This is a genomic window from Chitinimonas violaceus, from assembly GCF_052601015.1.
Genome location: NZ_JBQXDJ010000031.1, coordinates 17,617 through 33,910 on the forward strand (window position 1 = coordinate 17,617; position 16,294 = coordinate 33,910).

The window sequence follows — 16,294 nt, forward strand, 5'->3', positions numbered from 1 at the left end:
TAGAAGTTGTCTATGCTCTGTCCGAGCAGCTATCAGCAGGGTACAGAGTAGGAACTGAGTCCTGATAGCAGCTGCGCAGTAAGGACGTAAAAGGTTCTTATGTCCGCTTTATAGAGACGTACAGCTACAGCCAGCCTGCTACCTTCCATCGGTACATGTGTAACCCTTACTCCAAATGGGGGATGCGAATATTTGTTCGTCTATCTATCTGTTTAGTAACGACAATGCTGGCCATGGTGTCTGCTGAGGTCGTTCTTTTACTCAGGAGATGCCGCAGCATCCGTTGATCAGAGTGCGGCGTTTATGCTGCGATCTCACTCTGCCCCTCATGAGCAGTTCAAGTTTCTGTCTACTCTGCCAGCAACGCGGGGTCATGTTCGTCTCGCGCTCGGCATTGTTGCCGGTTCGGCGATTCTGTTTGCGCTGGCCGTACCGTATGCCAAGTTACCATTAGGCAAGGTATGGCCCTTTATTCCAGCTTACCAATCAGCCTTGGTTGTTAATGACTTGATCACTGCGGTATTGCTGTTTGGTCAATTTGTCATTTTGAAGTCGCGTGCCCTATTGGCCTTGGCCAGTGGTTATCTGTTCACAGCGTTTATGGCTATCGTCCATGCGCTCAGCTTCCCTGGTTTGTTTGCCGAGACAGGACTACTTGGTGCAGGGCCGCAGACTACTGCGTGGCTATACATGTTCTGGCATGGGGGCTTCCCCCTGATGGTTACGGCTTACGCTCTGCTAGCCAATCATTCGGAAACCGCGAAATTTTTACGTCACCCAGGAAGCGAAATTTTTGCATGTATAGCAATCGCGTTCCTGATGGCGTGGGGGCTTACTGCCATTGCCACTACGGGTAAGCGTTACCTCCCACCCATAATGCAGGGCAGCCATTACACGCCGCTTATGCTGGGCGTGGTTTCTACAGTCTGGAGCTTAAGTCTGCTGGCTTTGATAGCTGTTGGCCGGCGGCGTAAGCGCACCATGCTTGATTTGTGGCTGACTGTAACGATGTTTGCCTGGCTTTGTGATATTGCACTGTCCGCAGTACTGAATGCCGGCCGCTTCGATCTTGGCTTTTACGTAGGCCGGTTGTATGGATTGCTGGCCGCGAGTTTCGTATTGATCGTACTCTTGCTGGAAAACGGCAAACTCTATGCGCACCTTGCCAATACGGCCGTAGCATTGCGCGAAGCAAAACAGGTGGCCGAGGATGCCACCCGGGCTAAATCGATGTTTCTGGCCAATATGAGCCACGAAATCCGAACTCCGATGAATGCCATCATCGGTATGTCTTACCTTGCGCTGAAGACGGAGCTTACAGTCAGGCAACGTGACTACGTTGGAAAAATCCACAATGCCGGTACTTCATTGCTGGGCATCATCAACGATATTCTGGACTTCTCCAAAGTCGAGGCAGGTAAGCTGGAACTTGAGTCGGAGCCGTTTCGACTGGACGATGTACTCGATAGTGTTTCTTCCCTGGTAGCGCAAAAAGCTGGTGATAAAGGGCTGGAGTTGCTGTTCAGTAACGGCAAGGATGTACCGCAGGATTTGGTCGGTGATCCATTGCGGTTGGGGCAAATCCTGGTCAACCTGATCAACAACGCCATCAAGTTCACCGAGAAAGGCCAGGTAGCCATCACTATTTCCCCACTCAAGCGGGTGGGCGACAAGGTTCAGCTGCGCTTTGGTGTTCACGATACGGGTATCGGTATGACCGAGGAGCAAGCTGCCCGGTTATTCCAAGCTTTTACCCAGGCCGATGGTTCGACAACGCGCAAGTATGGCGGTACGGGACTTGGGCTTACCATTGCCAAGCGGTTGGTTGAATCAATGGGCGGTGCAATTCAGGTGGAATCCGCGCCTGGCTGGGGTAGTTCCTTTGTATTCGGTATCTGGTTAGGTATTTCATTGAATGCGTTACCGGGCCAAAAATCCTTGCCTGAATCCTTGAAGGGATTGCGCGTATTGGTAGTGGACGATAATGCATCAGCACGCGAGATCCTATCGGAACAACTAACATCTCTCGACTTTTCAGTCAGTGTCTGCACCTCAGGTCGGGAAGCAATTAACGTAGTTCGACAGGCTGATCTCGACCACCCCTTCGATGCTGTATTTGTCGATTGGATGATGCCCGAAATGGATGGTATTGAGACAGTCAACCAGATTCGCGCCTTCAACCGTGGTTCCCACATCATTATGGTTACTGCATTTGGCCGGGATGATGTGCGGGCTCAGGCTGAAGTTATGGGTATCGATGGTTTCCTGACCAAACCTGTCAGCCAGTCTTCGTTGCTTGATTCGATCCTGGGCATACTTGGTCCACAGGTGGGAAACGCGGCGAAGTTGGCGGATATTTCGGAGTCACTACCGAGTTTGAACGGGATACGTTTGTTACTGGTGGAGGATAACAAGGTCAATCAGCAAATCGCCGTTGAATTGCTGGAGAGCGCCAATGCAGCGGTCACTGTGACAAGTAATGGGCGCGAAGCCGTGGATACGCTCATGGCTGCGGGGCCTGCAGATTTCGACGTTGTGTTGATGGACGTACAAATGCCGGTGATGGATGGCATAGAGGCGACGCGTCTGATACGTGGGGATGTACGATTTACAGACTTGCCCATCATTGCGATGACGGCTGATGTGCTGACCGAGGAACGAGAGGCCTGCTTGGCAGCTGGTATGGTGGATCATATTGCCAAGCCGCTGGACCCACCCACCATGTTTGTCACGCTAAGGCACTGGGTACGGCCTATGCCTATCGTGGATGCTTCGACAAGGACATTACAGACTGAGGCCTCACCACAGCAGGTCATTCCAGGCTTTGAGGGACTTGATCAAGCTGCGGGCCTTAAGCGTGTTGCTGGTAACCTTATCCTATATCTGCGTCTGTTGCGGCAGTTTGCCGAGGAAGAAGCGGATGCCTCGGCTCGGATCAAAACCGCGTTGGTAGAGGGCGATACAGCGACGGCAATACGCACCGTACATGCACTTAAGGGTGTCGCAGGTAGCGTGGGCTTTACCGACTTGCAGGCAGCAACAATAGTACTTGAACGCACCATCAAGGCGGGTGAGGCATATCACGCTGCATCACAAGTTGTTGAGCAAGAGTTGATGCGTGTTATCGCTTCATTGCGTGGTGCGCTGGCTCAGGAAAGATCTGCGGAGGTCGTGACAGTGTCTGGCGATACGCCGGCAATACTGGAGCGGCTTAGCTCGTTGCTTACTGCGAGCGATGGTGAGGCAGTGAGCTACTTCCTGGAGCATGCACCCCTTATTCGGTCGGTATTTCCTGATGGAAACTATACCGACTTCGAGAAGGCGCTGACTAATTTTGATTTCATCGCTGCCTTGGATCATCTGAAACATGTTGTGGCGACGGGTAAAAGCACTGTACAGGAGAGTACGCCATGAATACCTCACCTGAAGGTACAAGTCCTCAGACCGTATTGATTGTGGACGACACGCCCGAGAATTTGACGCTTCTTCACGGTCTGTTGAAAGATCGCTATCGGGTGCTGATTGCAAACAATGGTGAGCGGGCACTTCAGATTACCGCCGGTAACACGCTGCCAGACTTGATTCTGCTTGATGTGATGATGCCTGGCATCGGCGGTTTTGACGTGTGTAGACAGATCAAGGCTGATCATCGAACTGCGAATATCCCGGTGATTTTTCTTACCGCGATGGGAGAGAACGAGAACGAGCAGGAGGGCTTTGATGCGGGAGCGGTCGATTACATTATCAAGCCTATTTCTCCGCCTATTGTCCTGGCACGCGTCAAGACACATATGAAGCTCAAGGCGGCGGTAGACTTTCTGGAAGACAAAGCGGCGTATCTCCAACATGAGGTTGAACACCGCACGCATGAAGTTCAAGTTATCCAGGACGTCACTATCATGGCACTCGCATCCTTGGCGGAGACCAGGGATAACGAGACCGGTAATCATATCCGCCGGACACAAAACTACGTGCGTCTGCTTGCAGCAAAGCTAAGGCAGCATCCGAAGTATCGAGCCGTGCTTGATGACGACAACACCATCCAGATGCTTTATAAGTCCGCGCCATTGCATGATATCGGCAAGGTCGGGATACCAGATCGAATCCTGTTGAAGCCGGGCCCGCTTACCGAAGAGGAATTCGAGCTGATGAAGACCCATACCACGCTTGGACGTGACACGATTGTTGCAGCAGAAAAATTGATTGATGCACCGAGCAGCTTTTTGAAGCTCGCTCGCGAGATTGCCTATAGCCACCAGGAGAAATGGAATGGCAGCGGGTACCCCGAGGGGATGGCAGGCAATGACATTCCTGTTTCTGCACGTTTAATGGCGGTGGGCGACGTGTACGACGCCCTTATTTCACGCAGGGTATATAAGCCCCCCTTTTCTCATGACAAGGCAGTGGAAATTATCCGTGAAGGGCGTGGCCACCATTTCGACCCCGATATGGTCGATGCTTTTCTGCAGATCGCAGGCGAGTTCAAAGCAGTGGCAGCACGTTATGCTGACGGTGCGGAATGAGCATTGCAGCTTGGGATGCGTGGTATTGATTTTAAGCGTAGTGGCTAACCAAATCTGAAACCTATTCATTAGGAACCAGCGCCATTGTTATCTGTAGCAGCGCCCGTGTCATTTGCGAGAAGCTCTGTTTTTGTGTTTCTAGTATCTTCGTCTGCCTCTCAAGCAATAGCACTTGTGTAATAGACTTCTCATCAAGCGGTCCTCCCTCCAAGGTAATCAAGCTGGATTCAAGTTCCTTCGCGATTTGCAGGTATTTATCACTGGTTGCAAGAATTTCCTGTTGAATCTTATTAAGGCAGGGTAGCGTCTGACTTATTTTTTCTGCGTCCGCTTTAGGAGGAGAAAGATTCTTTGCTTTTTTCAAGACCTGTGCCAAATCATTTGAAATGAGTTTGTACCGAGAAAATACTGCAGGTGCCATCCCCGGTAACTTTTTAAGATCGATAACCTGAGTACTGTAGTTCTCGCCAATTCCTCTGCTTTCCCGGATTTTCTCTACAACGCTTACGCCCACCCCGATATATGCGGTCATTACTTCTTCCGCTTTGGTTTCTGTGGCGGCAGCAAATTTCTTTATACTCATCGTATTGGTATCGGCTGCAATGGCTGGTTTTAAAGTAGTACTTACCACAAGCAGCAGAATGGCTATTTTTTTCATCTTTTTCCCACTCTATTTAAGTCAGTTATGTATGAAGTATTCGCGAGAGAATCGAATATTCGGTGGGCTGTGCCACCAACGTCAGCGCCTGGCAATTGGCGGTATAAATTTACCTAACGTAAGAACTCGGTGGCGTTCGGAAAAAATGCTTCTAATGCTGGAGAGTCATTTTTGTTATTAGAAACATGAATTTCTCCAGTAAGACGAATATTATTGTTGAGGTCGAAATGCCATAAGTAGGTAGCCTCAACATCTTTTTCATTCGTAGGGAAACACATCCGCAGTACAGGTGGTTGATTGGCGGCCACAGACTTTATCGCTGCTGTACCGGTGATGGTCATCCCGTTAATTGTGCGAATGACGTTTAGTTTGTTTCCATATGCCACCAGTACAGCACGGCCTGAGTAAGGTTTACGTGTAATTGGGGACAGCCCGATCAGGTGGTATGTACCTGCAAGCTGTTGGATAAGCGGCGTTTCATTTACTTTATTGTTGAGTATTTGCATATGCCTCCTGCCATTACCTGTTGAACTGGCTCCCAAGCAGAGCGTAGGTAAAAGAATAAAGACAAGCAGGAGTGAGGTTCTCATAGGACACCGAGGGCTTTCTTATTAAAACCTGTTTACGATCTGTCGTGAGCAGCTGCCATGAGGGCGCAGAGCAGTGCAGAAACCGGAATGTACTTAAGCACATGAGGCTTTTGAGCAGCACATAAGCCCTGATCACGGCTGTATAGCAAGATCAAGAACAGGTTCTTAGCATTGTTATATTCACCACCTTATCAGGGGTGGCCTTATCGACTACCTATACAAATAGGCTACAACCTAATTCAATACCTAACGCACGGGTATATCGAAATAAGTATCTGGGTAAGGCTCATCGACCAATGTAAAATGCCACCATTCTGTTGATAGAGGCATAAAACCATTGCTTAGCATTGCTTCACGTAGTATTAAGCGATTCTTCTGCGCTTTTTCGGAGATGGCAGAAGAAAAGGGATGAGATAATGGGTCCATAAAATCGATCGGGGTACCCATATCCAGTTCAGGAGCTAAGCTTTTATGAGAGAGTGGTAGCTTCACAAGCGTAACATCTACAGTACTACCGCGAGAATGACCAGATCTTTTTGCAATGTAGCCCTCGTCAAATAGCTTGGCTTTATCGACGTTTGGATAATATTTAGATTTCATTTTTTGATTATTAGCATCCTCACTCCAATCAACAAAGTCATTGACGGCAGTTTGTGGACGATAACAATCAGTAACTTTCAGTCCCAAGCCTTGTCGTTCTAGCTGGCTTTGTACTTTGGCTAATGCTTCTGCAGCATTTACAGTTAGAATACACTTTGGTGCTTCATAGCCACGAATGGGTCGCCCAATAAAATTATTATTACCTACGTAAAGCATATCTTGTTGGATGGCAGGTGCCCTTACCTTCAAATAGCCGAAGTCTGGTGGCAGTTCATTACTCAGAACGCAACTTGAGCATAAACCAAGACTTATCTTTCTTAGAGAGCGATACATCACAAACTCCAAAAATTAGAAAGCGCTAGTGGCTTATTCTATTCTTGGCTTTCAATTTTGGGACCTATTTAATCTAAAGTGCTTTGTGAGATTTATTCAATTGTTGGTGTCAATTAACTTATAGGGAAATTAATTGTTGATTTGGTAATAGATAAATAACTAGTCGGTAAGAAAATGGTATATAAACGGATTTTCTACTGCCGATGCATATTGGGAATAAAGGGGAATTTAGCGGGATGGCAAGATAGAAATTATGAATCTTGATCAGATCGGCACTTCCTATCCATGGTAGGACTGACGACACTAAAACGAGTCGCCTAAACAGGTTCTAAGAGTCGCTAACAAAACCCAGCGAAGTGATTCTGGCTAGGCGCGTAAGCGTAGGCAGTACGTGGGTACGGCAAGCTTACGCAACAACGCCAGAAGGGTTTTGTTAGCGACTCTAAAGGGGAGGGCTCGTTTACGTTTTATTGGTACGTACGGCGACCTCTGCATACCATGCTTCCAATTGTTCGCTACGTTCGCCATGCATGACACGTAACAGCTCGGCGCGTGCAGCGGCTTTGGGTATGCCGCTTTGTACCAGGTAGTTATGCAATTCGCTGAATATTTCCCTGCGTTTCAGGCTGGGTTCTGTCTGATTTCGCCTTTCCCCAAAAAACTCCATGAGTGTGGAGCCGCAGATGCAGTTTCGATATAACTCCACGAATACCCCATCTATCTCATCGTTAACCGCTTTCAGTCCACTTTTATCAGACTGGATTGCCTGTGTAAGTCGGCAGTAGTCATCTGCCGATTCATAAACATGCCCACAGTTGGCGCATCGCTTTGGAAAGCAAGATTGATTCAGTGCCCTGAGACCAGCAAACCAATCGGTGGCGTCGGCAATTGGCATAACGATCTTTCCTAGAGCCTGTTTACGATCTGTCGTGAGCAGTTGTCAGCAAGGCGCAGAGCAACAGAGAAACCGGCATGTACATGGGTACAAGAGGATTTCGAGCAACAAATAAGCCCTGATCACGGCTTTGCGAATTAGTACCGTGAACAGGTTCCTATGCTGCTGACGGCATAGGAAAGTATAGGCGATCTCCCAATTCTGCCGGGCTTGAACAGATGCTTGGCCGCGCAGCCCACAGCGACTTATCGAGGGGACTGGGGGAGGGACATAGTGGGTCGGGTGGCTAGGGTTTTGTCGTCTTTATTCGCATGCGAATAGTCAGTAGAGTGGACATCAATCCGCCTTCCATACTTTGAATATGCCGTTATCCGCATTTCCCAGCCTCGACCAACACCTTTGCTTTGCGCTGTATGCCGCCTCTTTGCAGATGACCCAGCGTTATAAACCGATACTTGAGGCATTGAATCTGACCTACCCACAGTACCTCGTATTGCTTGTACTTTGGGAAAAGGAAGGGTTGGGAATCAAGGACCTCGCAGAACGGCTTCAACAGGACCCTGGTTCGATCACACCGTTGGTCAAAAGGCTTGAGCGCAGCGGGTACCTGATTCGACGTCGTCATCAGGATGATGAACGCAGTCTCGCCATTACGTTGACAGAAGCGGGAAGCGCATTGCGTGCCAAGGCGGCTGAGATTCAACAGTCCATACAGCAGATGTGTGATCTGTCCAGCTCGGAGATGGCTCGACTGGTAGGGGAGCTGGCCAGGTTGCGGCAGAAATTGTCGACCTGATGTTGCGCTGAGAACCTGTTCAAAATCTGCTGTGCGTTGGCGATACGGTGTTGAAAACACCCTTGGAATGCTCATTTACCCTTTGTAAGCGCCGCTTCCTTGGGTATTTTCGCCTTATCCCACTCTAGCTAGTGATAGCGCTTGAACAAGTTCCAACACGCGTTATCAAGCCCGCTTCGGTATTTCTAGGCCGCGTGCAACGGCAGGGCGTGTGAGGAAGGCATCGAGTGCCCGGGTGACATGGGGGAAATCTTCGATGCCGACCAGATCGCCCGCCCCATAAAAGCCAATCAGATTCCGCACCCACGGGAACGTCGCAATATCGGCGATTGTGTAAGTGTTGCCCATGATCCAGGTACGGTCTGCCAGCCGCTGGTTGAGTACATTAAGCAACCGCCTCGATTCTGCGACGTATCGATCTCGTGGGCGTTTGTCTTCGTAGTCTTTGCCAGCAAACTTACTGAAGAAACCCAGTTGCCCGAACATAGGGCCAATGCCACCCATCTGGAACATCAGCCATTGAATGGTTTCATAACGGCTACTGGGTTCTGCTGGCAGCAACTGTCCAGTTTTGTCGGCAAGGTAAATCAGAATCGCACCCGATTCGAAAAGGGCAAGCGGTTTTCCACCCAGTCCATTGGGGTCGAGGATGGCGGGTATCTTGTTATTGGGGTTCAGCGACAGGAATGCTGGCGACATCTGGTCATTGGTTTCAAAGCTGACGAGGTGAGGCTCATAAGGCAGGCCTATCTCTTCAAGCATGATGGAAACCTTCACGCCATTGGGCGTGGGCAATGAATAGAGTTGAAGCCGGTCAGGATGTTGGGTAAGCCACTTCTGGGTGATGGGGAAGGTGGAAAGGTCGGTCACGGAGGGCTTTCTGTATTCAAGGTGGATACAAAGACCGGTTCAACGCCGTATGGCTGACGCGAAGCTGATGTTGAACAGGTTCAGGCAACAGACATGGCGGCGAAACTTACCAATTCAAGACCGACTGGATGAACTGGGCAGCAGCACTACTGGACAGCCATGCGTTGTTTAATGTCTGGACGAGGGATGCAGCGGCTTGGACATATTTACGATCCGTACCTGTCTTGATTTCACCAGGTACGGACCGTAAGCAGGTTAGTGGCTGGTGCGGTAGCTCAGCTGTGATTGCCAGTCGAGCAGCTGGGGTTTGCGGTCAATACGTACCCGGAATTGCTCGTTTGCGCCGAGGCGGCTTTCCCAAAGATACAGGCGGTTGTTGGTGCCACCGCCGCTCCAGGCGGTGAGGTAATAGTCGGCAGCGCGCGCCCAGTCACGAAACGCGACGATATCCCCATCCTGCAGGCAGCCATTGGGCCGGCTGATATTGACGAGACGTAACTCCGGGTCTGCCTTCAGTGGTCCCTGGGTCGTGTAGTAACTGTATTGATCCTTTCCTACCGTGCCGGACCACGTCCAGAACCAGCCGGGTTGGTCGGTTCGTTCAATGCGAAGGTAATCACCGGTACGCAGGCAGCCACTGTCGCGCATCGAAAAGTTGTTGGAAAGGTTGAAGCGCGCACGGCTACTCGGGGTGGTGGCATCGGTTTGTAACCACCCTGCGTTCTGGCTGCTGCTCTGTACATAGCGGTTGTTGGCAACGTTTTGCAGTGTGACTTCACGATAGCTGCCTTCCTGGTCGGCAAATGACCGGGTAGGGGTTGTACTGTCGGCGTAGGCAAAACCTTGCACGGGATAGTGATCGCTATAGTCGGTGTAGGCGTAAGTACGCTTGCTGAGCGCTTCTTGCACTTTCCACTGAGGGGACGGTGGGTCCAACGTCAGGTTGTGCCAAACCGAGGGCTGGCGGTAACCCTTGAGGGCGACAACATAGTCCAGGTGTTCTATGGGGTCGCCGGTGCGGGCGCCATACCGTTCCAACGCAAGACCATTACGCTTGGTGTCAAATGAATCGGGGACACCAACATAGCGTGGCGGGGCGGCATCCAAAGTCTGCAACATGTCGGCGTATTCGGTGTCGCTGTGTTTGTTGACGTTGAAGTCGCCTGCTACGAGGACGATCTCGTTGGGAGAGATACCTTTCTGGTGCACCCAGTCATGGATTTCCTTCAGCTGGTTGCGGCGTCTTGTGACATGGCCATTGCTGCCGTCACAGCCCCAGGAGGATTCGGACTGCAAATGGGTGCCGATCACATGGTAGAACGCGCCGTTGACGTTGATTTTGGCGTAGGCGAATCCCTTTAGCGCTGGGGCATCGTCACCGCAACCTGCTGTGCGGTAGAGATACTGGATTTTTTCTGTCACAGGCCATCTGCTGGCAATCGCAACACCGCCGTCCTCGATCGTGTCGCGCCAGATACCCTCGGTTTTGTCCCAGCCAGTCTGGTTACGCCCAATAACCGGTGTCTGATAAGGAAAGCGGGCCTTAAGTTTGGCCAATAGCTGCTCGCTGGCTTCATTGTCGAAAGCCTCCTGCAACACCACGATATCCTGGTTGTTCAATACCGGTGCATTGCCAATCAAACCCGCACGTTCCAACTGCCCGTAGTTGGGAAAAGCGGTTCGGGGCAACAGCATGGTGTTCCAGCTCGTCAACTTCAAGTCATCTGGGTAAGCGGCGTTTGCCGCGGTAGCCAGCACAACAGCAATAAGCCCGATCAGCTGGGTCGGTATCCGTTTCAGCATGTTCTCTCCAGGGTTATGTTGCAGTGAAAGTGAAGCAGTGTTGCAAAAGGTCGTTACACACCCGTTGCGACTTGAATACGGGTGGTAGCGCAGTGTGAATGCGATGCACTTACCTTGCTGAACTTACGGGGCTTTCAGGTGGGAGGGGGAGAGAACGGTGTTAGGGGGAATTGCTGATATGCCCGCTGAGTGCGGAATTCCAGTGGGCTGGTGATTTTCTGAGGACGATATTGTTGCGCTATTTACGCCACAGGACAGTTGTACAGCTTATAAGCATACCAATTAGAATGTTATGATGCGGTTGTTTTTGATCGCTTTGTAGCTATTGGCCAGTCCATGATGTTTTTCCCTGTTGCTGCCTGTTTGCGTGCTTCCGTAAGTCGATACTCACAACGGCGGTGTTCAGTCTGGTAGTGCGGTCACCATCCGTGTGGGGAAGGCTGTATTCATCCCCCCACCATTCAAGGTAAGAACATGAAGAATCGTTTGATGACGGCCCTGGTTTGGGCCGGTGTTTTGTTCAGTAGTGCGGGTACTGCCATTGCTGCCGATAACGAAACCACCCGTTTGCTGCGGCAACCCAGTGTGTCGCACGATCACCTTGCCTTTGTTTATGCCGGCGATATCTGGCTGACCGACCGTAATGGCCAGAATCCGGTAAGGCTGACAGCACATCCGGCTACCGAATCAAACCCGCAGTTCTCGCCCGATGGGCAGTGGATCGCCTTCTCGGCCAACTACGACAACAACACAGACGTGTATGTGATGTCGGTAAATGGCGGTCAGCCACGGCGGTTGACGTGGCACCCCGGTGCGGATGTGGTCAATGGCTGGAGTGCGGATGGAAAGCGTGTGCTGTTCGTCTCACCGAGGGAAGTAGGGAGCAGCCGAAGCAATCAGCTTTATGAGGTTTCGCTTGAAGGCGGTGCTGAGCGCAAGGTGATGGAAGCCGTGGCGCAGGAAGGTAAATGGTCGGCCGATGGCCAACGCCTTGCTTACCGGCCCTATCGACCAGCCTATTTTGGACCGAGCGGTTGGCGGCAAAGCCGTGGCGGCACTACGCCGCCGATCTGGATCATCAACCCAGCCAACAATGTGGTGGAGAAAGTACCCCATGAGAATGCCACTGATGGCAACCCTATGTGGCTGGGGCAGTCGCTGTACTTTATATCCGATCGGGCTGACGGTGCTGCAAACCTGTTTGCGTACAGTAGCGATACCAAAGCCGTACGGCAGTTGACCCGCGAGAAGGTATGGGATGTTCGCAGCGCCAGCGCCTATGGTCAGCATATCGTCTATGAAGTCGGTGGATTGTTGAAGGAACTGGATGTTGCCAGCGGCCAGAGCCGGGATATCCCGGTGCATATCGCGCCACAGGCAGTACAAGCGCGTAGCCAATGGAAAGATGCGACCAAGAACATCACGTCGGCGCAGATATCACCGTCCGGCAAACGGGTATTGCTAAGCGCCCGAGGCGATATCTTTACGGTACCGGTTAAGGATGGTTCGACCCGGAACCTCACCGAGACTGCCGGCGTACGCGAATCCGATGGACTGTGGAGCCAGGATGGCCAGCGTGTGGCTTATCTGTCTGGCACCGGTGTGCAGCAGACCCTGATCGTGCGGGATCAGGCCGGCCTGGAAAGCCCACGCCAGTATGCACTCGGTAAGGAGGGGTACTTCACCCTGCTGGCGTGGTCACCCGACATGCAAACGATTATTTATGCCGACAACCACCTGAACTTGTATGCCTTTGCCCTGGATAAGGGACGCAGTAACCGTATCGACACAACGCTGCGCAGGCAGGCATTCAAAGTGTCGTTCTCGGTAGATAGCCGCTGGTTGGCTTATACGGCAACAGGCGAAAACTATTTCAGCCAGATCCGGGTATATGACTTCAATTCGGGCAAAAGCAGCAATGTTACCGACGGCTTGAGCCATGCCGATAACCCCGCCTTTGCGGCTAACGATTACCTTTATTTCACTGCGTCGACCAATTCAGGTACATCACAAGTATTCCTGGATATGTCGACGCAGGATCGGGTACGCCGTAGCGGTATTTATGCGGTGGTGCTGGCAGACAATGGCAAGTCTCCCTTGTGGCTAAAGAGTGGGGACGAGGAACTGCCGAAAAAAGGTAAGCCGGATAGTGAAGCCAGTGTCGATAAAAATGGTAAACAAGACAAGGAACAGGAAAAAACCAAGAAGCAGCCTAAGTCGGCAGGCATCGACTTCGAAGGCTTGCAGCAACGTATTGTCCCCTTGCCGCTTGCAGAGCGGGATTACGACTCATTGGCTGTTGCTGCTGATGGTGCACTGTTCTACTTGGAACGTCGCCCGGCGGCGGCAAGCAACGAACCGCCGAATACCGTTGAGGGGAACGATGCCACACTCTACCGCTTTGATTTCACTGAACGTGAAAGCAAGCCCTTGGCGAATCAGCTGGCCAGCTTTGCAATGAGTGCTGATGGCAAGAAGCTACTGCTCCAGTATGAGGGCGGCAGGCTGAGCACCGCTGAAGCAGCCATCAAAATGGATACCAAGTCGCTCAGTACCGGGCAGGTACGTATGCTGGTGAACCCTCGTGAAGAATGGCAGCACATCTTCGACGAAGCATGGTGGATGGAGCAGCAGTATTTCTATGACCCGAAGCTGCACGGCTTGGACTGGCAGGCAGTCTATGCGCGTTACCAGCCGTTGCTCAAACATGTGCAACGCCGCGAGGACCTGAACGAACTCCTGGTGGAAATGATAGGCGAGCTGCAGGTTGGCCATAACCGGCTGATGGGGGGCGATGTACACCAGGAACCGCCGACTCGGGTTGGGTTGCTAGGGGCCGACTTCAGTGTGGAAAATGGCCAATACCGCATCAAGACCCTGCATCGTGGTGACCGTTGGAACCCATTCCTGAAAGCTCCGTTGGCAGTGCCGGGCTTGGGGGTGAAGGAAGGGGACTATCTGCTTGCCGTGAATGGCAGGAAGCTGGATGCCACCCAGAATCTGTATGCCTTGCTCGACAATACGGTCGACAAGCAAACGGTGCTGCGCATCGCGTCGGACCCGACTGGCAAAGGCGCGCGTAATGTGACAGTTGAACCCATCGCCAATGAAGGAGCACTACGGCTTTGGTCCTGGGTGGAACGAAACCGCCAGTATGTGGACGCCAAAACCGGTGGCAAGGTGGCCTATGTGTACCTGCCCGATACTGCAGATGAAGGTTTCAAGTACTTCAACCGTATGTTCTTTGCGCAGGTCGACAAACAAGCTGTCATTCTGGATGACCGGCGCAATAGCGGCGGACAGGCTGCCAATTATGTGATCGATGTGCTGACGCGGCCCTACCTCGCCGGTTGGAAAGATCGGGATGGCTTGGTATTCGAAACACCAGGAGGTGCCATCTATGGTCCCAAAGCGATGCTGATCAACCAGGATGCTGGTTCGGGTGGCGATTTCCTACCCTATGCCTTCAAGCGTATGGGTCTCGGCCCCTTGATTGGTACGCGCACCTGGGGTGGTTTGATCGGTATCTCGGCCAACCCGAATCTGATTGATGGCGGCATGTTGACGGTGCCTTATTTTCGCTTCTTTACGCCAGAGCGCGAGTGGCGGATAGAAAACGAAGGCGTTGCACCCGACATCGAGGTGGAACTGGAACCCGACGCGGTTAACCAGGGCCGTGATACGCAGCTGGATACAGCAATTCAGGTGGTCATGGAGAAGCTCAAGCAGCAAAAAACAATGCAACGGGGAATAGCGCCAGCCATGCCGACGAGCCTGGGGAAGTAACCACTGGCCAGCTACAAAGCCGTAACGCAACCGTTACGGCTTTGTTTTTGGTCATGATTCAGGTGAACCGCCCGACATATCGGTTGTCACTTCCGTAGTCTTTATTAACCAGTATTCAGGTTGTTGTATTAATAAAGACATATTTCTTTAATAAACATGGGAGCTCTATTTGAATTGATCATTCAAATTTAACCACGCCATTAATTAATTTAAACGCCATAAACTAAATGTAGTTGACTAATCCAGTCTGATTACTACAGTACCCACGAAGTATCTCAACGCCTCAATAAATGTCACTTCTATCAGTCATTTGATTGACCGGGTGCTCTCCTCTGCAGGTCTTCCTTGTCATTGCTGTTTTCATCGTGGTTTTTTCCTGGAGAAACAAAATGAACGCAGAAACACAGGCGCTGTCAGGCATCGCTACCTTTGAAGTCAAGTTTGATGCCGGCTCTTCGGTGACCTCGAAAAAGATCTACGCAAATGGGCGAATGCAAGCCCGTGTACTGGTCATGATCCGGGGGAAGGATGCGCAAGGTAACGAAGTGGCGCTTGATGCCGCTACCCTCGGTAAGATCAAGCTGATCCGTTATAACGGAGGGGATGATCTGCAAGGTGGATGGAGTGCTTCCAAAACCGAGAACAACTATGAGCATGAATTTCCGAGCATGGCCTCCAGAGAGGCCGATCTTCAAGAGTTTGGCGCCAAACATGCTGAAGAGGAGATCGAGGTCGTACAGGATCAAATGGTTGGTGAAGCAGTAAGTGGTAATGCAACGGGTAACCGGGAGGCACGCATAGAACCGCAGCGCATGGACTTTTGGGTGACTTCATCCAGCACCGGTACCCTGCAAATTGCAGCTGCTGTCACCTTACCGAATGGCACCGTTGTCAAAACCAACAATAGTGGTGGGCCAGGGGGGAGTTTCAACAGCAGCGTCACGTTGGAAGGAAAATCTCCTGAGACTTATTCGATCGAAGCATTCAAATTCGACGAGGTGCTTAAACAAGGCACTACAGATACCGAATACCGTACCTACAACTACTACATCGGTTTGTTCCCCGGTGGCAGGCAGACCAGGCTGGTTAAATGGTTTCACGCCAATGGTGGCACTGGCGATGCACAGTACCACTTCTATGGCTCCGGCAAGGTGGATTACTGGCATACCATCGCATTGGGTGGCTGGCTGAACCAGGCGGGCCGGTCCAAGTGGGAGCTGAATACTTCCAGTGGGCGCTATGTCAGCGTGCCCGTCAACGACCGTAGTGGTGAGATTACCGTTACCCAGTTCATCAATAGAAAGAATTGGTACCTGACTGCCGTCAAAACCGGCAACTTCGACTTCAGTGTCCACGACCTTTACGGTACCGAGCATAAGCTGCGTATCCGGACCGTGATATCAGATCGCGCTTTTATTCTCGAGAAGCGCTAGCCGCTTA

The 16,294-nt window shown here is 51.5% G+C and carries 11 protein-coding genes; 5 read left to right on the forward strand and 6 right to left on the reverse strand.

Annotation, left to right across the window (positions count from 1 at the left end):
- Positions 1–303 precede the first annotated feature (303 nt).
- Together ACUHMQ_RS11960 and ACUHMQ_RS11965 are read left to right on the forward strand one after the other, a co-directional pair.
- Positions 304–3,414 carry a response regulator gene (locus tag ACUHMQ_RS11960; RefSeq protein ID WP_445295690.1) on the forward strand — a complete coding sequence of 1,037 codons (3,111 nt, stop codon included), beginning with the start codon at positions 304–306 and terminating at the stop codon, positions 3,412–3,414.
- Positions 3,411–4,523 (forward strand): response regulator, encoded by a 1,113-nt coding sequence (locus ACUHMQ_RS11965; protein WP_445295691.1) that lies wholly within the window; start codon positions 3,411–3,413, stop codon positions 4,521–4,523. Before ACUHMQ_RS11960 ends, ACUHMQ_RS11965 begins: the two co-directional genes overlap by 4 nt.
- A gap of 61 nt (positions 4,524–4,584) precedes the next feature.
- On the opposite strand, the gene ACUHMQ_RS11970 is transcribed toward ACUHMQ_RS11965, so the two are convergent.
- From ACUHMQ_RS11970 to ACUHMQ_RS11985, 4 genes are all read right to left on the reverse strand, one after another.
- Positions 4,585–5,181 carry a hypothetical protein gene (locus tag ACUHMQ_RS11970; RefSeq protein WP_445295692.1) on the reverse strand — a complete coding sequence of 199 codons (597 nt, stop codon included), beginning with the start codon at positions 5,179–5,181 and terminating at the stop codon, positions 4,585–4,587.
- Between the two features lie 113 nt (positions 5,182–5,294).
- Positions 5,295–5,687, reverse strand: coding sequence for a hypothetical protein (locus ACUHMQ_RS11975; RefSeq protein ID WP_445295693.1), 393 nt, complete (start codon positions 5,685–5,687; stop codon positions 5,295–5,297).
- A gap of 330 nt (positions 5,688–6,017) precedes the next feature.
- A complete protein-coding gene (locus tag ACUHMQ_RS11980) occupies positions 6,018–6,704 on the reverse strand; it encodes a M15 family metallopeptidase (RefSeq protein WP_445295694.1) in 687 nt (228 codons plus the stop codon).
- A 460-nt stretch (positions 6,705–7,164) separates the two neighbouring features.
- A complete protein-coding gene (locus ACUHMQ_RS11985) occupies positions 7,165–7,599 on the reverse strand; it encodes a hypothetical protein (RefSeq protein ID WP_445295695.1) in 435 nt (144 codons plus the stop codon).
- Positions 7,600–7,960: 361 nt separating this feature from the next.
- On the opposite strand from ACUHMQ_RS11985, the gene ACUHMQ_RS11990 reads away from it, so the two are divergent.
- On the forward strand, positions 7,961–8,395 hold the full coding sequence (locus ACUHMQ_RS11990) for a MarR family winged helix-turn-helix transcriptional regulator (protein ID WP_445295696.1): 435 nt from the start codon (positions 7,961–7,963) through the stop codon (positions 8,393–8,395).
- 165 nt (positions 8,396–8,560) lie between these two features.
- Here ACUHMQ_RS11990 and ACUHMQ_RS11995 read toward each other — a convergent pair whose 3' ends face one another.
- On the reverse strand, positions 8,561–9,265 hold the full coding sequence (locus ACUHMQ_RS11995) for a glutathione S-transferase N-terminal domain-containing protein (protein WP_445295697.1): 705 nt from the start codon (positions 9,263–9,265) through the stop codon (positions 8,561–8,563).
- A gap of 255 nt (positions 9,266–9,520) precedes the next feature.
- Positions 9,521–11,068, reverse strand: a complete 1,548-nt coding sequence (gene sph / locus ACUHMQ_RS12000) for a sphingomyelin phosphodiesterase (RefSeq protein ID WP_445295698.1) — start codon at positions 11,066–11,068, stop codon at positions 9,521–9,523.
- Between the two features lie 474 nt (positions 11,069–11,542).
- On the opposite strand from sph, the gene ACUHMQ_RS12005 reads away from it, so the two are divergent.
- Positions 11,543–14,854, forward strand: a complete 3,312-nt coding sequence (locus ACUHMQ_RS12005; protein WP_445295699.1) for a S41 family peptidase — start codon at positions 11,543–11,545, stop codon at positions 14,852–14,854.
- Between the two features lie 389 nt (positions 14,855–15,243).
- Complete coding sequence (locus ACUHMQ_RS12010) at positions 15,244–16,287, forward strand: hypothetical protein (protein WP_445295700.1); 1,044 nt, start codon at positions 15,244–15,246, stop codon at positions 16,285–16,287.
- The last annotated feature ends 7 nt before the right edge of the window (positions 16,288–16,294 follow it).